10 protein-coding genes (1 of these 10 running past the window's edge) are annotated in these 21,312 nt (G+C 69.9%); 9 read left to right on the top strand and 1 reads right to left on the bottom strand.

Going from position 1 to position 21,312, the window contains the following annotated elements:
- Positions 1 to 487: 487 nt before the first annotated feature.
- Positions 488 to 4,480, bottom strand: a complete 3,993-nt coding sequence (gene eccCa / locus IEY89_RS07325) for a type VII secretion protein EccCa (protein WP_189146503.1) — start codon at positions 4,478 to 4,480, stop codon at positions 488 to 490.
- Positions 4,481 to 4,758: 278 nt separating this feature from the next.
- On the opposite strand from eccCa, the gene eccD reads away from it, so the two are divergent.
- From eccD to IEY89_RS07280, 9 genes are all read left to right on the top strand, one after another.
- Positions 4,759 to 6,156 (top strand): type VII secretion integral membrane protein EccD, encoded by a 1,398-nt coding sequence (gene eccD, locus IEY89_RS07320; RefSeq protein ID WP_189146437.1) that lies wholly within the window; start codon positions 4,759 to 4,761, stop codon positions 6,154 to 6,156.
- Between the two features lie 16 nt (positions 6,157 to 6,172).
- Positions 6,173 to 7,660, top strand: a complete 1,488-nt coding sequence (gene eccB / locus IEY89_RS07315) for a type VII secretion protein EccB (protein WP_189146436.1) — start codon at positions 6,173 to 6,175, stop codon at positions 7,658 to 7,660.
- A gap of 372 nt (positions 7,661 to 8,032) precedes the next feature.
- The gene (locus tag IEY89_RS07310; RefSeq protein ID WP_308437420.1) at positions 8,033 to 8,407 is read left to right on the top strand and encodes a WXG100 family type VII secretion target; all 375 of its coding nucleotides are present in this window, start codon (positions 8,033 to 8,035) and stop codon (positions 8,405 to 8,407) included.
- Positions 8,408 to 8,451: 44 nt separating this feature from the next.
- Entirely contained in the window at positions 8,452 to 8,772 is a 321-nt protein-coding gene (locus IEY89_RS07305) for a WXG100 family type VII secretion target (RefSeq protein ID WP_189146435.1), read from the top strand.
- Between the two features lie 230 nt (positions 8,773 to 9,002).
- Complete coding sequence (locus IEY89_RS07300; protein ID WP_189146434.1) at positions 9,003 to 9,446, top strand: type VII secretion system-associated protein; 444 nt, start codon at positions 9,003 to 9,005, stop codon at positions 9,444 to 9,446.
- A gap of 71 nt (positions 9,447 to 9,517) precedes the next feature.
- Positions 9,518 to 12,862, top strand: coding sequence for an AAWKG family protein (locus IEY89_RS41480; RefSeq protein ID WP_189146433.1), 3,345 nt, complete (start codon positions 9,518 to 9,520; stop codon positions 12,860 to 12,862).
- A 76-nt stretch (positions 12,863 to 12,938) separates the two neighbouring features.
- Positions 12,939 to 13,439, top strand: a complete 501-nt coding sequence (locus IEY89_RS07290; protein WP_189146432.1) for a YbaB/EbfC family nucleoid-associated protein — start codon at positions 12,939 to 12,941, stop codon at positions 13,437 to 13,439.
- Between the two features lie 86 nt (positions 13,440 to 13,525).
- The gene (locus tag IEY89_RS07285) at positions 13,526 to 13,789 is read left to right on the top strand and encodes a hypothetical protein (protein WP_189146431.1); all 264 of its coding nucleotides are present in this window, start codon (positions 13,526 to 13,528) and stop codon (positions 13,787 to 13,789) included.
- Positions 13,790 to 21,312, top strand: the 5' end (the start) of a protein-coding gene (locus tag IEY89_RS07280; RefSeq protein ID WP_189146430.1) for a lonely Cys domain-containing protein. The gene runs 24,328 nt beyond the window's last position; only the first 7,523 of its 31,851 coding nucleotides appear in the window; the start codon lies at positions 13,790 to 13,792; its stop codon lies off the right edge, out of view.

Below are 21,312 nucleotides of genomic sequence, written 5' to 3'. Positions count from 1 at the left end.
CCGATCCTGGAGGCCCGCGACCGCCGTCTGCCCCGGGCCGTCCCCGGGCCCGGCGAGGACCCGGGGGCGTCGAAACGGCCCCCGGAGACACCGGCTCGGGCCTCGGCCCTGGCGCCGTCCGGGTGTGCGGCGGCGGGGGCTGCTGCTCCGGTCGTGGTGGCGGCTCGGCCGGAAGCGCGGGTTTCTGCTTCGATCCCGGTGGTGGCGGGGTGGGCGGTGGCGCGGGCTGCCGCCCCGGGCGCGGCAGTTGGGCGCGCGGGGGCGTTGGTCTTGGCTGTCCTGGTCTCGCTGGTCGGGTGTGTGCCGGTGGTGGCGCGGACTTCCGTCCCGGGTGTGGCGGCTGGGTGTGCGGGGGCGGTGGCTCCGGCTGGCCCGCCCTCGCCGGCGGTCGGATGGGCGCCGACGGCAGCGCGAACTCCCGCCCCCTGCCAGGTGCCCGGCCGGGCACTGGATTCGGGCGTGTGCGGTGGCTGGGAGGGGCGGGGCATCAGGGGGTGGCCTCCAGGTGGGGGGTCTGGATCTGGAGGGTTTTGCGGCGGGCGATGCGTATCGCCCGGCCGGGGATCAGCTCGCGGCCCTTCACGCTGCCGAAGAGGTACCCCTCGCTCGGCGGGCAGGACATCAGCAGGCCCGGCGTGTTGACCTCCTGGAGCCTGCGCATCAAGGACTCGTTGAGACCGCGCCCGGCGCCTGCCGAGGAGCGGGCCACGATCAGGTGCAGGCCGACCTCGTGGCCGAGCGCGAGATGGTCGAGCAGTGGGGCGAACGGCTGGGCCATGGGCCCGCTGCCGACCATGTCGTAGTCGTCGACCAGGATGAACAGCCGCGGCCCCTGCCACCAGTCGCACAGCCGCATCCGCGACGGCGCGATGTCCTCGCCCGGAACCCGCCCCCGGACCGCCCTGGCCGCCCCGTCCACGAGGTCCTTCAGCATGTCCAGGGACACGGCGTTGCCGAGCCGGTAGCGCTCGGGGACGCTCTCCACCAGCTCTCGCCGGTAGTCCACCGTCATGATGCGGGCCTCGGCCGGGGTGTACCGCTCGGTGATGCCCCTGGCGATCACCTTCAGCAGGTTGGTCTTGCCGCACTCCGTGTCGCCCACCACGATCATGTGCGGGTTCTCGGCGAAGTCGTGCCACACGGGGGCGAGTTCGTTCTCGTCCAGGCCGATGGCGATCCGCAGACCGAGGTCGCCCTCCGGCTCCGGAAGATCGGTCACGGGCAGGCCGGCCGGCAGCATTCGCACCCGGGGCGCCGGCGGCCCCGCCCAGTTCTCCCCGATCGCGGCGACGAGACCGGCGACACCGTCCGCGAGGTCGTCGGCGTCCTCGACCCCGTCCACGCGCGGCAGCGCCGACAGATAGTGCAGCTTGTCGCTGGTCAGGCCACGTCCAGGGCTGCGCGGAACCGCCCCCGCCTTGCGGGAGTCGATCTGGGAGTCCATCGGATCGCCCATCCGCAGCTCCAGCCGGGTGCCCGTCTGGTCACGCACGGAGGACGACAGTTCCACCCAGCGGGCGGTGGTGATCACCAGGTGGACGCCGTAGTTGAGCCCGCGGGCCGCGAGCGCGTTGAAGGTGGGGATGTGCCGGTCGAAGTCCTGGCGCACGGTGGACCAGCCGTCGACCACCAGGAAGACGTCACCGTGCGGCTCGTCGGGGAACTCGCCCGCCGCGCGCCGCTTGCGGTACGTGGGCATGGAGTCGACGCCGTGTTCCAGGAAGAACCGCTCCCGCTTGCTGAGCAGCGTACTGACCTCGGCGATCACCCGGCCCACGCGCTCGGCGTCCACCCGGGCCGCCACCCCGCTCATGTGCGGCAGCTCGTCCAGGGCGGCGAGCGTGCCACCGCCGAAGTCCAGGCAGTAGAACTGCACTTCACGCGGAGTGTGGGTGAGGGCGAGCGCGGTGATGAGGGTCCTCAGCAAGGTGCTCTTACCGCTCTGCGGGCCACCGGCGATGGCCACATGGCCCCCGGCCGCCGAGAGGTCGACCGTCAGCAGATCCCGGAGCTGGTCGAACGGCCGGTCCACGACGCCCACCGGTACGGTGAGCCGGCCCCGCAGCGGCCAGTCGGCCGTGGTCAGGCCGTACCGCGGATCCGGGGTCAGCGGGGGCAGGATCTGGTCCAGGGTGGCCGGGCTGCCGAGCGGCGGCAGCCAGACCTGGTGGGCGGGCGGTCCCGCGTGCCGCAGCCGGTCGAGCGCCACCGACAGCAGCGTCTCGCCGCTCTCCGCGTCGGGGCCCTCCGCCTCCGGTTCCTCTTCCTCCTCGCCGCCCTCGCCCGCCAGATCGGGGTCCGCGAGGGTACGCGGCACCACCCATTCCGCCGTCCACGGCACCACCTGACGCGCCACCTGCGCCTGGACGACGGCGTGCCGGCGTTCGTACGGGCCCGACACGTACGCGGCACGGAAGCGGGTCAGCGCGTCGACGCCGCTCTTGAGGAAGCCGGCGCCCGGCTGAGCGGGCAGCTCGTAGGCGTCCGGCACGCCCAGCACACCGCGGCTCTCCATCGCGGAGAAGGTCCGCAGACCGATCCGGTACGACAGATGGCTCTCCAACTGGTGCATGCGCCCCTCGTCCAGCCGCTGCGAGGCAAGCAGCAGATGCACCCCGAGGGACCGCCCGAGCCGTCCGATCATCACGAACAGCTCCATGAAGTCCCGGTGCGCGGACAGCAGTTCGCTGAACTCGTCGACCACGACGAACAGGCTGGGCAGCGGTTGCAACGGCACCCCGGAAGCCCGCGCCTTCTCGTACTCCAGGGCGGAGGTGTAGTTCCCGGCGGCGCGCAACAGCTCCTGACGGCGTATCAGTTCGCCGTGCAGGGCGTCCTGCATACGGGCGACCAGCGACACCTCGTCGGCGAGGTTGGTGATGACCGCGGAGGTGTGCGGCAGCTCGTCGAGGCCGAGAAAGGTCGCGCCACCCTTGAAGTCGACGAGGATGAAGTTCAGCGTCTCGGAGGAGTTGGTCAGCGCCAGGCTCAGCACCAGGGTGCGCAACAGTTCGCTCTTGCCGGAGCCGGTGGCCCCGATGAGCATGCCGTGCGGGCCCGTCCCGCCCTGCGCGGACTCCTTGATGTCCAGCTCCACGGGCCTGCCCTCGCCGCTGACCGCGATGGGGACCCGGAGGCGGGCCGCACCGGTGTGCCGCTCCCACAGCGTGGCCGGCTCGTGCCGGTGCAGATCGGGAATGTTCAACAGGGCGGTCAGTTCGACGTCGTTGGAGAACGACTTGGAGTCGCCGCCGCCGACCGTCATCCGGTAGGGCGCGAGCAGCCGGGCGAGTGCCTGCGCGCTCACCGGGCCGAACCGGTCGGGCCTGCCGAGCGCCGTCGACTGCTCCTTGCGGTCACGGTCCGTGCGCACCAGCGCGACACTCTCCTCGTCCACCTCCAGGCGCAGGGTGGTACGGCCCGGCTTCCAGGCCAGGGCTCCCGTGAGGTCGAGCACCACCGCGTTGCGGAACCCGTGGCCGTCCAGGCGATGGCCCGCGGGAACGGTGCAGCCGTCGATCACGATGACCGTGTACGGCTCCTCGCGCCCCGGCACGGCCTCGGGGTCGGCGCCGGGGCGCTCGAGGAACTCCGCACCGAGCAGCCCCTCCAGCTCGTTGAAGGCCGAGGTGATCATCCGGACCGGCCCGGCGCCGTCCTCCTCGTGCCGGTGCAGGCTGTGCGGGAGCCATTTCGCCCACTCCCACTCGGCCCGCCGCTCGTCCGACACACACAGCGCGATCCACAGGTCGTCCGGGGAGTGGAAGACCGCCAACTGGCCCAGCAGGCCACGCACCAGACCCCGTATCCGTTCCTCGTCGCCGCGGAAGAGCACCTTCGACCAGGCCCGCAGATAGATCGCGATGGGCTGGTCGCGCACGGTCGAATAGGCCCGGGTGAAGCTGCGCAGGGCGTGCGCGGACAGCGGTTCGAGGTCCTCGACGGGTTTGGTCGACAACGGGGTCAGCTTCATGCCGATGCGCTGGTCACCGACGCCCATCCGGACCTCCGCGAAGTCCTCGTCGGACGCCCGGCGTTCCCACAGCCGGGTGGTGCGCACGAAGGAGGACAGCGCGTCGGGCTCGGGATGACGCCAGGCCAGGGCGCGCTGCTGCTCGACGACGGTGGCCCGCACCTTGCGCCGCGTCTGGCGCAGATAGCGCAGGTAGTCGCGGCGTTCGCCCTTCATCCGCTGCTTGCGCTCGCTGTTGCGCTTCATGACCTGGCCGACCATCATCGCCGCCGAGGCGATCACCATCATGCCGAGCGCGATGTAGATGAATCCACCGCTGGACCGGGTCATACCGGGCCGCATGAACATCAGCATCATGGAGACGGACATGAGCGCCATCGGCAGGTACGTCCACACCGCGGAACTGTCCGGCACGACTTCGGGAAGTGTCGGCGGCTCCTGAAGACTCAGCTCTCCCGACGGCAATTCCGGACCTTTGCGGCGTGCCGGCCTGCGGAACAGGATCACGCTCAACGAATGGCCTCCTCGAAGATGTCGCAACGATTTCCGTGGCAACGCCGCGGCGCAATCCGGCGTTTACCGGAATCGCCGAAGTGAAAGCGGGACGCCTCGCATTGCGCATGAAGTCAATGTGGATGAAGTCAATTGGATGAAGTAGAGTCCCGCGCCATGCCGCAGATTTTCCGAATGGACTCTGTGGAACGCTGTACGGGACGTTGTATCTTCAGCGGGATTCCAGCCACCGCGTGTCTCGCGGTCCGCCAGAAAGCGTGAACACGAAGCCCATGACTGATATTCAGGCGGCAAGCCTGTGCCGCGTCACCGTACGTGCCCCGGCCAGGACCGTCGACCTGGCCGTACCCTCCGATGTCTCCGTTGCCGATCTGCTGCCCACAGTGATCGGTTACGGCGGCGACGACCTGGAGGAATCCGGCCTGGAGCATGGCGGTTGGGTACTGCAACGCCTCGGCGGCCCACCGCTCGACCCCGAGAGTACCTTGGACTCCCTCGGCCTGCGTGACGGTGAGGCCCTTTGTCTGCGCCCGCGCACCGAGGCGCTCCCGGAGGTCCACCTCGACGACCTGGTCGACGGCATCTCCACCACCATGCAGCAGCGGCCGCACAGTTGGAGCGCGGAGGCCAGCCGGCGTCTGCTGCACGGCATGGCCGTCGCCGCACTCACCCTCGGCATCGTGTTCCTGGCCCTGCCGGGATCGGACGGCTGGCTGCGGGCGCTCGTGGCCTCGGCCGCCGGACTGCTGCTGCTCGCCGGAGCGGGTTCCGCGGCCCGGGCCGTCGGCGACTCCGGGGCCGGCTCGGTGCTCGGCCTCATGGCGGTTCCCTACTTCGCGCTGGCGGGCTGGTTGCTGCCCGGCGGTGAGTTGGGCGGTGCGGACGGTGACGCCGTGCTGGGCGCACGACTGCTGGCGGCTGCCGCCTCCGGCGGCGGCGCGGCGGTGCTGGCGCTGGCCGCGGTCGGCACCTACCCGGCGCTGTTCCTCGGCACGGCCTCCGTCGCCGTGGCGGGGGCGCTCGGCGCCGTCCTGGTCATCCTGGACCTGGCGCCCGAGCAGGCGGCCGGCGTCGTCGCCGTCGTGGTGGTGCTGTTCGGCGGCTTCGTCCCCTCGCTGTCCTTCCGCCTCTCCGGTATGCGGATGCCGCCGCTGCCCACCAACGTCCAGCAGTTGCAGCAGGGCATCGACCCGTATCCCGCCTCCGAAGTCGAGGTGCGCGCGACGCTGGCGGACGGCTGGATGACCGGCTTCTACACGGCCATCGGCCTGATCTGTCTGCCGTGCCTCGCGGCGCTCGTGACCGAGCCTGGCCTGTCCGGAGTCCTCACCGTCGTGGCCCTGTCGCTTCTTCTGCTGCTGCACAGCAGGGGGTTGGGCAACGTCTGGCAGCGGCTCGCGCTGACCACGGCGGGCGTCTGGGGCACGGCCCTGCTGCTGCTCGTGGCGGCCCGCGCCGGCGGTCCGCAGGACCGGCTGACCCTGACGGCGGGTCTGCTGGCGCTGACGGCCACGATCACGATCGCCTCATGGACCGTGCCGGGGCGGCGGTTGCTGCCGTACTGGGGACGCGCGGCCGAACTGCTGCACTCGCTCGCCGCCATCAGCTTGCTGCCGCTGACGCTCTGGTCGATGGGCGTCTACGGCATGCTCCGCGGCATCAACGGCTGACCGGGAGAACGCGACCATGCACAGCAAGCGAGACCAGGTACAGGCGCATCTCTTCATCATGGGGAGACTCGCCTCGGCCATGCTGAGGTCCGAGCCCGACGACCCGGAGAGCCCGTTGGGCAGGACCAACCGCGGCGCCGCGATAGGCGTGGTCATCGCCGTGCTGGTGTGCGCCGGGGCCTTCGTCTTCGGGCTCATCAAACCGGGCGGGAACGACTCCTGGCGTACGTCCCAGGACCTCATCGTCGACAAACAGACAGGGGCGCGCTACCTGTACCTGGACGGACGGCTGCACCCCGTACGCAACTACGCGTCGGCCCAGTTGATAGCCGGCGGTGACCTCGGCGTCACCACGGTGGGGACCTCCTCGCTCGCCGGCACACCGCACGGGACGCCCATCGGCATCCCGGACGGCCCCGAGGCACTGCCGGCCGCCGGTGACCTGGGCAGCGAGCCGTGGCTGGTGTGTTCCGGCCTCGTCCCGAGGACCACGGGTGTCGTCACCGCGACCACGGCGCTCGTCCTCGGCTCCGACGCGCCCCAGAACGTACCGGGCGGACGGCAACTGGGCACAACGGACGGTCTGTTGGTCGTCGGACCCGACGGCACCACGTATCTGTTGTGGCAGGGCAGCCGGCTGCGCCTGGACAAGGCGGCGAACGCTGCCGAGGCCCTGGGCTACGGGGACGTCACCCCCCGCCCCGTGGCGGTCGCGTTCCTCGACGCCTTCCCCCAGGGACCGGATCTGGCGCCGGTGAAGGTGCCGGGCCGAGGCGCGAACGGACCTGCGCTGGCGGGCCGGAGCACGAGAACCGGTCAGGTCTTCCGGGTCGACGTGCCGGGTTCGGAGCCCCGCTACCACGTGCTCCAACGGGAGGGTCTGGTCCCGTTGACGGCGACCGGCGCGGCCCTTCTGCTCGGTGACCCCCGGACCCGTGCGGAGGCGTACGGGGGAGCCGCCGCGACCGTGGCGACACTCGGGGCCGACGCGCTGACCGAGCATCTCGCCCCGGGGGCCGAGGACTTGGCGGCGAGCTCGGCGAGGCTGCCGCAGGAGCCGCCGGGGGCGGTCGCCGTCGCCGCGGGCTCCGTCGCGTGCGCGGCAGTCGACTCGACGAAGAGCGGCGTGCGGGTGGGCACGTCCCTCCTGCCCGAGAGTGCTCTGCCCCGGGCCGTGCTGCCACCGGCCCCCGAGGTCGTCCCGGGGTGTCTGAAGGTCGACGCCATCGCCGTAGAAGCCGGAAAGGGCGCGCTGGTCAGGGCGTTGGGCGCGGGCGGCAGCGCACTGGGCGACACGACGTACCTGGTGACGGACGAGGGTGTGAAGTACCGGCTGCTGTCCCAGGAGGGCGTGAAGGCACTGGGCTACGAAGGTGTCGAGGCGCGGACCATGCCTTCGCCGATGCTGAACATGCTGCCGAGCGGCCCGGACCTCACGCCCGAGGCGGCCTCCTCCGGGGAGGCACGGGTGACACTGAGGTGTCCGGAGAACAGCGGGGCATAGGGGACAAGTCGCCCGGCGGTGAATCCCCGCGCGGAAAAACTCTGCGCTTCTCCACCGTCACTTCGGGTTGAGTCCAGGTGAACGGTCGTACCGCGGGGCGCGGAGTAATGCCCGGTCTGTCCGGATGGAAATATGCCGCTGCTCAGCTGAGCGGCGCGAATTCGGATTCCTGCTCAATCGAGCATTTGGGGATCGTGGTTCGGGGTGGCGTGATGGCTCGGCGGAAGATTGCCAAACAAGTTGCCGCCTGCTTAGCATCTCGGCATCTCATGTCCCGGTGAGTCGGTGAGTGACCGCGGGGGCCAACTTGTCTGCCCGCAAGTGGTAATGAGGTCCACAGCTCGGTGGTTGTCGCCGAAAGGAAATTCCCCCATGGCCATGCAGCAGTCCGAAGAACGGGCGACCCGCGACGGAATCAGGGTGCTGGAGCAGGCGTTCTCCGCCATCCAGCAACGTCAGCAGGGCGTCCAGAACACCGCCGCGGATCTCTCGACCAAGTACCAGGGCCAGGACGGCGGGAAGTTCAAGTCGTTGCTGGAGCAGTGGGACGGGCACGTCGACACCATCCTGATCAATCTGGACCGGATGGTCGACGAGCTCAACAACACGCTCTCGGAGCAAGGTCTGGTGCAGGGTTCCTCGGCGGAGGCGATCGACCAGGAGTACTCGAGGTCCACGCGGGTTTTCGACGAGCTCAACGGATACAACACGGACGGCGTCCAGGGCGGCACCAACCCCAACGCCTGACCGGCTTCACACCCATCGCACCTGCGGCGAAATCGAGGATTCTGATGGACTTCAGCGAAGGCTATATCTATGTCGACTACAACTCCGCCGAGGCCTCGGTGGACGACATGCAGGAGCAGTCGCAGGCCATTGCCGCCATCATCGACCAGATGAACATGGATCTGGCCGAGCTCAAGGAGAGCTGGATCGGTGACGACCGGGACGTCTACACCGACGTGCAGACGAAATGGGACGGCGCCGTCGCCAACATCAGGACCCTGCTCCACAACCACTCCGGACTGCTGAACGAGATCTCCGCCGGCTACCGGCACTCGGAGCGGAGCCGCACGCAGCGGTGGGGTGAGATCCGGATCGGCAGCCGCTGACCTGTGCGAAACGGCTGTCTCACGCCTTCCCCGTGCACGACGGCACGGGAGGACACCGGGCGGGGACGGGCGGAGAGCCACCGGGCGCCGTCGGCCTCAGCTGTTCCGGGCGCCGCCGCCAACGCCCGGAGAAGTTGAGGCCGACGGCGCCCTGCGTATGACCTCAGATCTCTCGGAAGCCCGGTGGGCGGGACCGCTCCGGTCCCGATGCCGCACGGAAGGGGAACGACGTGGCCGATGTCACGGTCCTTGACAGCGCATTTCTCAAGAAGTTCAGGGAGAACCACGTCCTGGAATTCGCGGCGGCGCTGGCAGCCATGCTCGTGGATGACGTGAACGAGGGTGATGCGATCTCGGTCATCTCCAAGGGAACTGACGAGAACACCGAGCTCGTGGCCGCGAAGCCCCTCATCCTCGGCACCATGGCCATCGGCGAGGGCAAAGCGGCCAAGCTGAACGAGGTGATCCAGAAGTCTGCGGGCGAGGTCTTCCGCATTCTGCAAGAGCAGACGGCTCTTTTCGAGGATCTCCAGGAAGCGTTGCGGGAAACCATCACCGAGCTGAACAAAGTGCAGGGGATGAATCTGGAAAAGATATCCCTGGACGATTTCATGGACATCTTCGAGGACGTCGACGGTGATTCCGGAGGATCCGGTGGTGACTCGAAGGACTAGGCCGTGTCCTGGGGTGGCCCGGAGCAGGACCAGCGTTTCATTTCCCTTGTACGAGCCTGTGGAGCACGGTGATGGCCGAACCGAAAGACGTCGGAAACAATAATGACGACAACTGGAAAATAGCGGTCGGCATGCTCACCGGCTATGACCTGGGCGACCGGGCCAAGGTGTTCGACACTCTGAAGGGGAACGACGGGATCCCGCTGATGCATGTCCGGCTGGATCGGGTGGGCGGTCCGGCCCCTGTCCCCGGTTTCGTGTCCTCGGGCGGTTGGCAACAGCTCAACACCGACTTCATCATTCCGTTCTACCGCTCCTATCACAATGCGGATGACTCGGACGCGGGGACGCAGCTTTCCAGCTACCGGGCGCACATCACCCTCCTGGGCACGGTAGGGAAGGCTCCGCCGAGCGGGGACGACGTGATCGGGGGCGGCGAGCACACGAGCAAAGTCCTGAAGGACAAGGGCGGCTGGAACAAGGACGGGGAGGCCGTCAAGTGGGACAACGCCCTCCTGAGCCGGTATGTCCACGGCTCTGTGGCCGCCCTCCGGCAGTTGACCACGTTCTACAACACCCACGGCTTCAGCCACTCCGGCACTCCCGTGCCCGACGACGCCTACGTCGACCTGGTGTCCTTCACCGAAACGGCCAAGTCGTTCGACCGGGCCGTCAAGTTCTTCCAGGAGAGCTCCGTCACCATCGAGAAATGGGACAACGGGGAAATCGGTGAGGGCAGTCAGTCCTGGGACGGCACCTCGGCGGCCGTTTTCAAGGAGCTCATCCACAAGCTGGCAAGGAACTACGAGGGATACGCCGACCAGATCAACGAGGGTGACGCCGACAGCGCCTCCGAGACCATCGACGGCCAGATAGTGAGGTCCGGCCCCGGCCAGGCTCTCGCCGCCGCCCAGTGGGAGCTCTACAACCAGGCGCAGATCCTTGAGTCCAAGTGGCAGGTGTGGAAGGCCACCAGTAATCCGCAGCGCTGGCTGTACGACATGTTGCAGGATGCCAGGTTCACTCTTCTTGATACCCAGTACGCTAAAACTGATATCCAGACCATATCCTCGGGCCGCACCTATCGAAACGTAGTGGTCGCGCTGGAGGGTTTCGCGAACACGATTTCGATCGATGGTGTGTCCTATGGCCCGCCCAGCGATATGGAGACGTGGAAGAAAATAGGTGCAGAGGCCGTTCGCCGGTGGGATCAGTCCGTGAAGGACTGGCTCGCCGCGGCCGGATCCGATGCCATCGCCGCCATCAAAAAGGCCCTGGACGTGGCTCAGGACGCCTTCGACACCAAATTGACCGACAAGGACAGTCGCTCGCTTTCGGAAATCTCGACGAAGACGGAGGCGGACAAGGAGAAAATCGACGCGAAGAAGGAAAGGGACGAGACCAAGGCGGAGGCGGACAAGGACAGGGAGGAAGCCAGGAAGGACAGGGAAGAGGCGAAGAGGGAGGCGGACAAGGACAGGGAGGAAGCGAGGAAGGACAGGGAAGAGGCCAAGGCGGAGGCCGCGAAGGACAGGGAGGAAGCCAGGAAGGACAAGGAGGAGGCCAAGGCCCAGGCGGACAAGGACAGGGAGGAAGCGAGGAAGGAGAAGGAAGAGGCCAAGGCGGAGGCCGCGAAGGACAAGGAAGAGGCCAAGAGGGAGGCGGAGGCGGAGAAGGCGGAGGCGAAGGCCGAGCAGGCCGAAGCGAAGGCGGAGGCGGAGAAGGAGAAGGAAGAGGCGAAGGCGGAGCAGACGGCGGAGAAGGCCGCTGCCAAGGCGGAGCAGGCCGAAGCGAAGGCGGAGGCGGAGAAGGAGAAGGCCGAGACCAAGGCGCAGAACGACCAGGACCGCGCCGAGGCCAAGCAGGCTCAGGCAGATGCCAGGGCCGACGCTGCCGCGCAGCAGGCAATCGCTCTCGCGCAGGCGAAGAAGCAGCGGGAGGAGCAGGAGAAGGAGAAGGCGGAGGCCAAGGCGGAGCAGGCCGAAGCGAAGGCGGAGGCGGAGAAGGAGAAGGAAGAGGCGAAGGCGGAGCAGACGGCGGAGAAGGCCGCTGCCAAGGCGGAGCAGGCCGAAGCGAAGGCGGAAGCGGAGAAGGAGAAGGAAGAGGCCAAGGCCGAGCAGGCCGCCGAGAAGGCCGAGGCGAAGAAGGCCCAGGAGGAGGCCAAGGCAGAGGCGACCGCGGAGAAGGCCGCTGCCAAGGCGGAGCAGGAGGCGGCGAAGGCGGAGGCCGAGAAGGAGCGGGAGCAGGCACTCGCCCAGAACGAGCAGGACCGGGCCGAGGCCAAGCAGGCTCAGGAAGAGGCCAAGGCCGACGCGGACGCGGAGAGGGAACAGGCCCGGCGCGAGTCCGTACAGGAGCAGTTGCAGGCCAGGGAGGACGCCGACCAGGCCAAGGCCGACGCGCAGGCGAACTACGAGCAGGAGAAGGCCGAGGCCCGCGCGGAGCGCGCGGCTGCCGAGAAGGAAGCCGACAGGCAGCAGGCGGAGGCGAAGCAGGAGTACGAGCGGGAGAAGGCCCAGGCCCAGGAGCAGCGGGAGCAGGCAAAGCAGGAGGCCGAGGCAGACCGGACGGAAGCACGGCAGGAATACGACCGTGAGATAGCCGCCGGCGCCGACGAGCAGACGGCCCGCGACGAGTACGACCGCCGGATCGCGGAGATCGACGCGACCGAGCAGGACGCCGTCCAGCAGGCCGACGACGCCGAGGCCGACGCCAAGGACAGGTACGAGGACGAGAAGGCGGCGGCAGAGGAGGACCGGCAGCAGGCCCGTACGGACGCGGAGCAGGCACGGCGGGACGCCCGAGCCGAGTACGACCAGCGCATGGGTGACATCCAGGCCGAGTACGACCGGACGGCCGGCTCCGCCGACAAGGACATCGACGAGCTGATCCGCCAGCGCATCGCGGACCTCCCACAGCCCCCCGACCTCTCGGGCTACGACACGTCGGGTGCCGGCTCGGCCTATTCCTCCGTGTTCAACGACAACCTCTACAACGGGGACGATCTGACGTCCGCGCTGGGGCGCCCGCAGAGCGACGGGAGCCTCGCCTCCGCGTCCAACGGTTCGACCGGGGGCTCGGGGTCGCCGATGATGCCGCCGATGATGCGGGGCGGGGGAGGCGAGGGCGGGGGAACCGGTGAGCGGGTCCGGAACGTCATCGAGCCCGCTGTCGCCCGCTCCGGCAGAGCGCCCACGCCGACCATCGAGGGAGAGGAACACAGCGTGGTCCCGAGGGCCACGCAGCAGACCTCCAGCAACACGCCCTTCATGCCGCCGATGGGTGGCATGCCCGGTGCGGGAGGCGGCGGACAGCAGACGGAGAGCAGTGACCGGGAGCGCACCACGTGGCTGCCGGAGGACGAGGACGTGTGGGGCACCGACGAGGGCGGCGCGCCCCAGGCCCTGGGGCGCTGACCGGTTGTCCTGCCGTCCTTCTGCCCGACAGCCCGGCACCGCCCGACAGCCCCATCGAACCAGTGAGGAGACCGAGTTGAGTCAGCCGATCGAAGACCGTGTGGCCAAGGCGATGGCCCACCTCAAGGCGACGGAAGAAGCCGTGGCCAAGGTGCAGGGCGAGCTGAACACCGCGTCGGTGACGGCGCGTTCCGGCGACAGGTCCGTCCGGGTGATGGTCGGGGCCAAGGGCGAACTGACGGGCCTGGAGTTCCTTGACGGCAAGTACCGGAACATGGCCGCCTCACAGCTCTCCGCGTCGGTGCTGGAAGCCGCGAACGCGGCTCGTGCCGAGATGGCGCGCCGGGTCATCGACACCCTCGACCCGCTCACCAGGATGTCCGCCCGGGGGACCGTCCCGGAGCGGATGGGGGTCGACTGGGGCTCGATCTTCGGATCGTTGCTCAGTGAGACCTCCGTGGCGCAGGGGCCGACGGCGATGAGCCGGCTCCGTGACGAGATCCACGAGGACGAAGAGGAACCCGCGGCCCCGCCCGGTGGTCGCGGCGCTGCGGACAAGCGACAGGGGAGCGTGTAGCCATGGATGGTGAGTACTCGGCCGACATTCCGGTGATCCGTTCCAGTTCTGGAGGTATCGAAGGCTTGGTCGGGAGCGGCCAGAGCATGGTGTCCGACTTCGAGACCGGGATCGCCCTCACCAACGGCTGGTGGGGAGAGGTAGGCAGCGGCGACCTCTTCGCCGACCAGGTCAGCGACCAGTGCCAGCGGGAACAGGCGCAGGTGATCGAGACGGGGAACTCCATCTACGGCTTCGTCATGGCCCTGGGCTACGCGGTCAGCCAGGAGGCCGAGCACGTGCAGCGGCCGCAGACTCTCGCGCTGGACGACATCGAGGCGCAGAGCGCGGAGAGCGAAGAACGTCGCTAGATGGCGATCATGTTCTCTCCCGCTCTGCGGGAGTTCATCGAGGTCTGGGTGGGCGCCAACGTCGCCACCGGCAATGAGGACAGGGGCTATGACAGCCGCAATCCTTATACCCGGCTGGCGGACGACATCGACGCCTTCTCCGACGCGATGACGGCTGCGATCTCCACAGCCGGGAACTCCCTTCCACCGGCGATCGCCAGGGAATTCGTCGCCGCGTTGAAGACCTTCGTCGACGACGGCGGTCAGAACCACCTTGCCAATTTCTCCAGGGAGCTGCGGGACATCGGCCGCCGGCAGGTGGACCGCTCGATCCAGCTCGCGGAGGGCAAGTACCAGATCCTCCTCGAGTTCATCTTCATGAACCTCGAACTGGCTCTGATCGCCGCGTTGGCGGTGTTCACCGGCGGTACGTCGCTGGCCGAGATAGCCCTGGTGCGGTCGCGAACCGCGCTGTCCATGCTGCTGATCGTGCAGAGGATGGGACACGCCGTACCCACTCCGCTCTCGGCGCTGCTCGAAGCGGTCCAGGAGGCGTTCATCACGTTCTCCGCGCAGGTCATCTCGATGACCCTGCCGGACGAGGACCGGCGGCGTACCAGCTTCGACTGGAACGAGATCGGGCAGTCGGCGGTCGCGGGTGCGCTGGCGGGGGCCTTCAGCGAGGTCTTCTCCCATGTGACCCGGCCGTTGATGAAGGACTTCTTCAAGGACAGCCCGGTGTGGAAGGAGATCTTCGAACTTCCCCACGCCTTCGTCAACGAGGGCCAGGCCGAGATGTTCGCGGAAGCGTTCACGAAGCTCTTCTTCACGGGCTCGTTCTCCATCAACCCCGGCACGTTCGTGAGTGCGGGAGTCAGCGGGGTTCTGTTCGAGGCCGCCTCCGACGTCGCCGGGGGGAGCGGGAAGTGGTTCCACGACAAGTTCCTCGCGGACCTCGACTTCTTCAAGAGCCACCTCAATGTCACGGGCAGCGGCAGTAGTGATGTCGGCGGTGGCAGTGGCAGCGGGAGCTCTTCGCCCCGCCCCGACACGGTCTCCAGCTTCAAGGCCTGGAACGACCCCGGTCCGACCGTTCCCGTCATCGGTACGGCGAGCGGAAACGGGGCAAGCACGTATGTCCCCACCCCGTATGACCCGCCGCACCGGCCGGACCAGACGGACTTCGACGGCGCGGCCGACACCCCGGACACGGCGTCGGTCATCAGCGAATTCAGAGACACCCGTGACTTCAGCGACGTCAGCGATGTCTCGTCCGTCTCGGACTACGACATCGACGAGTACGGTCCGCAGGGCGCGTTGGCCAACGGGGGCACCGGCGTGTACCCCGGCGGGGCGACCGGACCGGGGGTGAGCGCCGGGGGCAAGCCGGCGTACTCCTACGGCTCCTCGCATGCCGAGGGGGAGAACACCGCCCCGCTGCCCACCGTCGACGAGAGCACTCTGCCCGTGGCGGAGACGCCGAGCGGCGAGGCCGTCTTCTCCACGCTCAACCCGTCGCGGACCACGCTCCCCGGGTACGACCCGACGGCCGGGTCGCTGCCGCACCTGCCCGCCACCGCGGGCTCCAACGCCCCCCTGCCTGCGTACACCCCGGCGGCCGGCTCCGGCTACCAGGAACCCGACAGCCTCCCCACCGGTGACGAGGACCTCGTCCTTCCGGAGGAGGAACTGCCGGACCCGCGGGTGGACGCCGCAGAGGCGCCCGTGGGCCGACCGGGTGCGGGCAGCACAGGCACCGGCTCCGGCGCGGGCGAGTCCGTACGGGAACGAACGCCCGACTTCGACGCCTCCGCTCAGCTCGGCGGAGACACGGGCGAGAGCGTGGACGCGGACGTGGACTCCGGTCTGCGGACGACGGTGGAGCCGGACGGCCTTCCCGCGCGCCTCGCCGGTTCCGGAAACGCCGTCCAGGCCCCGGCGGCCCACCAGTCACCGGAAGAGGCCGACAGCGCCGCGACCCCGCCGGACCCCGTGGCGGCGGACCTCCCGCCCGGCTCCACCTCTCCCCGCGCCGCCGCGGCCACCACGCCCGAGGGCGATACGGCGGCCCTGGAGGGGAGCCCGTACGCCACCGACCAGTCGGACCGGTCGGCCTTGCCGACCCCGCTCCCGGCCGCCGTCGGCAACCCAGCCGGTACGTCCGCCGTCGGCAACCCCGCCGGTACGTCCGCCGCCGCTCCCCGCCCCGGTGATCCGCAGGCCGGCGCGTCGCAGCAACGGCCGCCGGTCAACGTCGGCGCGGTCGGCGGCCCCGCCGACTCCGGAGTGCCGTCCCGCGACGCCACCACACCCGGACCGCCCGCGACAGGACCGCGTGCCGTGTCCGACGTCCCGCCGTTGTCCCCGGCGGAGGCTCCGCCGCCGTACCGGCCCGTGTCGACCGAGTCCGAAGCCGCGCCGACCGTCGCGACCGGGTCCGAGGTGCCGTCGGCTGCCCGGACCGGCGACGCACGGACTCCCGAGCCCGAGAACGCGCCGGCCGTCACCGGCCCCGCGTTCGCTCGTACCCTCGCCCCGGACCTGGCCGACGCTCCGATGGCGCTGCCCGCCCCGCCCGGTGTCGACGCTCCGGAGTGGGAGGGCAGGATCGTCAGCCACGCTCTTGCCGACGGCCCGGGCCGGGCCTTCTTCAGCGACGGCGAGTGGGCCGAGACGGGAGAATCCTTCTCCCGGCTGCGGGAGATCACGGAGTTCTGGCAGGTGAACCCCGCCACGAACCGGATCGTCCGCAGCGCGCAGCCGATGCCGGCCGGCGGGGCGGACGACCTCGTGTACGACGCCGTCGGGCACGGCTTCGTCAGCTACTTCGCGGTGCCGTTGCAGGACGGCGAGGAACACCTGGCGGACGGTCAGGAGTTCGGAGGCGTACTCAACAAACGACCGAGCTTCGAGGATCTCAAGGCCATGGCCGCCGATGCCGGGCGTGCCGACGAGGTCTGGGTCAACCTGGCTGCCTGCTGGGTCGGTACGGCCGGGCCTGGCGGTAGCGCCGTTCGCCGCAATCCGGGCGTGCGGGTTGCGCCCGTGGATCTGTTGTCCTTCGTGTCGTTCGGCCAGCACGTGGCCAACGAGACACGGGTGAACGTCCGCGTCAGCAACCGGGTCATGGGAGTCGACCGCCCGAGGGGTGGCAGGCCGGTGCGGTACTTCCACTCCACCGACGTCCGGGGTCTGGTCCTCGGCGAATGGACGATCCACCGGCCGGAGCCGACCGCCGAGGAACTGGCGGGGCTGGCTGTCGCGGCAGGGCTGGCCGACGACGGGCAGGTGTCGGAGCGGGACCTGGAACGGACGCTGCGGCTGGTGCGGGCGCTGCGGCTGGTGTTCGGCCAGAACGTCGACCGGGACCTGTCGTCTCCGGGGTACCGGAAGCGGCTGGCGGGCATGGGCGCGTTGGAGCGGATGCGGCGGGACGACCCCGCTCTCGCGTTCGTCGCACCGGCGTTCACCATGGATCTCCTGGAGCGGGCCGCCCGTGCGCACACCGGGCAGTTGCCCCATGATCCCGACGAGCTGAAGGCCGCTTACCAAGGCCTGCTGGACAAGGCGGCCGGGATCGCGCCCGGCGCCGGGCTGACCGACGTGTTCCCGCTCGGCCCGCAAGCCGACGGGGTGGTAGGCGACCTGGCCTCCATGCGGGCGTCGGAGCGCAGCGCCAGAGTCCAGGAAATCCTGGGCCGGGACGACTCGCAGCGACTGAACGACGCCGAGCGGTCCCGCGCGCTGTGGGCGGCGGTTCGGGCCACTGAGTGGTACGAGGGGCTTCCGGATCCCGACGGCGTGGCGGAGCGGGTCCTGCATCTGGACGGGCCGGACCCGGACCAGAGGGAGGAACTGCTCGAGACGGCGATCCAGGCGGTGGCGGCCGGACGTGACCTGGGCGAGACCCAGCTCGGTGCCTTCCATCTGGAACTGCTGGGAGTCTTCGAGCCGGAGAACGCCATCACCGATGCCGACGGCAACCGGGAAGGGGGCCTTGACTGGAGCAGTCACCCGGCGACCCAGCCCCTGGACAGGAAGCGCTACAAGATTCGCGTCCCCCTGCCCGGCTCCGGCTCCGGCTCCGACAGTGACACTGACGACGAGGGCGACGGCCACGAACTCACGCTCACGGAAAACGCGCCGTGGGAACGGGCCGGCCACCCCGCGCCGTATGTCGTGCGGATGGACGAGGCGGAGGGCCACCGGGGCCATGCCGCCCTCACCTTCCACACCGTGGGCGGCGAGGAGATCACCGTCCGGGCGCCGTACGAGGAGATCGCGGAACTGCTCTCGCACGCCCCGGTGCTCGTCCGCACCCAGGACCTGGGTGTCGGCGTCGCGCTGGCCGTCCCGACGCCGCCGAAGACGGAGGCCGACAGCGGGCCCTGTCTGGAGGATCTCGTCGCCGAAGCGACCGGCCGGACCAACTGGATCATCCAGGGCTCCAGTGTGGAGTCGGCCGAGGTCGGAAGGACGTCCCTGCTGTTGGTGCGGCCCGTCGTCAGCGCTGGTCAGCAGGTGGAGCCCGCCTGGCGGTCCGCCTCGCCCGAGGACGTGCTCCCACCGGGTCGCGGCGGGACCTCGGACGGCGGCACCCGGATCGACAAGGTCACCTTCGCGTCCGGAACCGCTTCCGACGTCCTGCCACCTCGCCGGCGCGTCCGGACCGAGTCCGCCGCCCAGCCGGGCGTACCGGCCGTCGGCCCGGGCGATCCCGCGTCCGTGGACCGGCCACGGGTCGCCGTCGCTCACTCCACCGCCGTCCCGCCGACGCGTGCCGAGCGGGCGCCTGTCGCCGGCCGCGACGACGCCGTACGCCGGTGGATCGCAGAGCACATCACCGAGGAGGACCTGCCCGCCGACCTGCCCGCCCTCGACACCGACACCGCCGGTGCGGCCGAACTGGAGGCCGCGGGTATCACGCCGTCCGCCACGGCGAGCGCGGCGGGGCTCGGACCGCTCGACCGGGTGCGGCTGCTGATGATGCGGACCGAGTCCTGGCCCGCCGCCCTCGACACCGTCGCGGCCGACGCGGCGCGGCGGATCTGGCGGTCGGCGGGCGCGGAGTTCCTGAACAACGAAGACCGTGATCGTCTGTCGTCGGACGAGGCGCTGATGGACGCGTTGCGCACCAGCCTGCCGGCTTCGGAGTTCGCCTCGGTGGCTGCGGAGTTGCTGGTGCTGGTGCCGAGCGGGGTGGACCAGCCGGTGTCGGCGCGGCACGAGGCCCGGTCGAGGATCGAACGGATGCTGGGTGATCCGGCCGTGGCGGCGCGGCTGCTCAAGGCGGGCTCGCGGGCGGTCGTGGTGCCCAGGAGCGAGGCGATGACCTCCCTGTCGCCGTTCCGGCACCTGGAGGGGCGACAGGTCACCGGGTCGAACGGCCGGAAGTGGGACAGTGTCCGGGGCGGCACGCTGACCGGCAAGGGCAACGTGGTGGCGGTCACGGAGGAGAACCTCCTCGGTGAGACCACGAGCGTGCCGAAGGCGGACAGGTTCGCGCAGGGGTATTCCTCCACGGTTCACGAGTTCGCGCACATGATCCACACGCAGGGACTGAGCGACGCCGACCGGCAGCTGATCAAGCGTGCGTACGACGAGAAGGTGGCCCGGGGTACCAGGGTGCAGTGGCCGGACGGCGCGCTGTACGGCCCGGACCGCCAGGACGCGGACAGCCGCAACTACTCGTCCCGCAACGAGTACGAGTACTTCGCCCAGGCCACCAACGCCTACCTCGGTACGAACAAGGGGCGGGACCCGTACACCGGCCGCAGGAGGAAGAACGGGGTTCGCTGGGCGCGGAAGCAGGAGAAGACGCTGCTGCCGCTGCTGGAACGGCTGTACGGCGCCGACCCGCAGGCCGCCACCGCGAACCCGGTCGAGCAGACCCGGGCCGAGAACAGACGCTACGAGGGATTCCGCGCGTTGTGGGACCCGGTGGAGGAGACCTACCGGGCGAAGCCGCACGACCCGGCACCCGTACCGGCGGCCACAGCCGACGCCTCGGACACGGGGACGGGCAGCACCGCGCTGGCGGCGCCTCCGGGTGGGAACCAACAGGGGCAACCGTCCGACGCGCAGGCGCTCCCGGCCGTCCACGAGCCGAGGTTCCCGGCGTTCTTCGCCGGGCAGTCTCCGGTGCGGGACGCGTACGTGGCGAGGTCGGCGGAGTACGGACGGGCGGCTGCCCGCACGCTGGCGGCCGATCCGCGGGTACGTGAGTTCGCGCGGACGGCGCTCGAGCACCTGGTGGGCGACGCCCAGAACCGCTTGGGCCAGGACCAGAACCGTGCGGAACCTTTCCTGCTGGCGTTGTTCGACCGGCAGACGCTCCAGGGGTTCGACGTCGGTGCCGCGATGCGGTCCCTGCTCAGCAAGGACAGTCCGGCGCCGTTCGACGAGGTGATGGGGGCGTTCGAGCGGGTCGCCGGGCTGTACGCGCGGGAGCTGGGGCTGGCGGCGCCCACCGGCGCACGGTCGCGGGGGACCGACTGGGACGCGGCGATGGAGCGGCGCGGCTACCAGAATGTCCACCGGCTGACGGCCGGGCAGCTTGGGCAGGCCCGGCAGATCGAGTCGACGCTCCGTCTCTACCAGCGCCTGAACGTTCCGAACGGTGAGGTGGTGGAGTTCCGGGAGGCGTTGGCGGGCTGGTATCTGTCGCGTCAGGACGCGCTGCCGTGGGAGTGGTTCCTGGACGTCTCGCATCAGGCCGGGGCGTGGGACCAGCAGATGGAGCCCGATCCGTGGCTGACCGACCTGTCCCGGGTGCACGGGTGGATCCACGGCGTGCTCGAACCGCCGGGCCGACTGGCTCACGGATCCCTGGCCGGCGATTCCGCGGCCCGGGCCGCGCTGGAGCAGCCGCCGCATGTGGAGATGTACGCGCGCGTGACGGAGGCGCTGCTCGCCGGGGAGGTCACCGGACAGGGCGACTGGGTGAACCCGCTCGACGTGTTGGGCAGGGGGCTGAGTCACCATGCCGACCCCGCTTCGGGGGTGGACCTGTGGCGGGCGCGCAGGGAGGCATGGCGTGATCTGCTGCGCAGTCCGGGTGCCTCGGAGGCACTGCGGTTTGTGAAGCGTGGGCATGCGATGGCGCTGACACTGGCCACGGGGCCGGACGCGCGGTTCTTCGAACCGGGGCTGACGCGGGACCGACTGCGGGCATTGGCCCTCGCCGCAGGGGGGCAGGCGAAGCCGGGGGACCGGTCGTCGTGGCCGCTGCTGATGCTGCGTGATCCCCGTGTCCGCGCCGCGGTGGACGGACCCGGATCCGCGGCGGAGGTGCGGGCGGCGGTCGAGGCCTTCGCCGCCGGTGTCGACGAGCGGCTGCTCGCCGAGGTGCGTGGGCACGCGGCGATGGCCGAGGAGGCGCTGGACCTGCTGCAGGCGGAGCCGGCGGACGGCGGCTCCATGTGGTTCCCGAGGTGGATGCAGGGCCCCCTGTCCGCAGGGGCGAAACCCTATGCGGCCGAGGGCCTGGAGTCGGAGTTCCCGGCGTTCGACATGGGGATGTCGGACCGCGACGCCGCTGTCGC

The organism is Streptomyces lacrimifluminis, assembly GCF_014646095.1.
Taxonomy (GTDB): domain Bacteria; phylum Actinomycetota; class Actinomycetes; order Streptomycetales; family Streptomycetaceae; genus Streptomyces; species Streptomyces lacrimifluminis.
This window is presented reverse-complemented; position numbering and strand designations above follow the sequence as displayed.

What these genes read in the sequence shown, in the direction of transcription:
- eccD (WP_189146437.1), top strand. Translation starts at nt 4,759, where the DNA reads ATGACTGATATTCAGGCGGCAAGCCTGTGCCGCGTCACCGTACGTGCC.
- IEY89_RS07305 (WP_189146435.1), top strand. Translation starts at nt 8,452, where the DNA reads ATGGACTTCAGCGAAGGCTATATCTATGTCGACTACAACTCCGCCGAG.
- eccB (WP_189146436.1), top strand. Translation starts at nt 6,173, where the DNA reads ATGCACAGCAAGCGAGACCAGGTACAGGCGCATCTCTTCATCATGGGG.
- IEY89_RS07310 (WP_308437420.1), top strand. Translation starts at nt 8,033, where the DNA reads ATGGCCATGCAGCAGTCCGAAGAACGGGCGACCCGCGACGGAATCAGG.
- IEY89_RS07285 (WP_189146431.1), top strand. Translation starts at nt 13,526, where the DNA reads ATGGTGTCCGACTTCGAGACCGGGATCGCCCTCACCAACGGCTGGTGG.
- IEY89_RS41480 (WP_189146433.1), top strand. Translation starts at nt 9,518, where the DNA reads ATGGCCGAACCGAAAGACGTCGGAAACAATAATGACGACAACTGGAAA.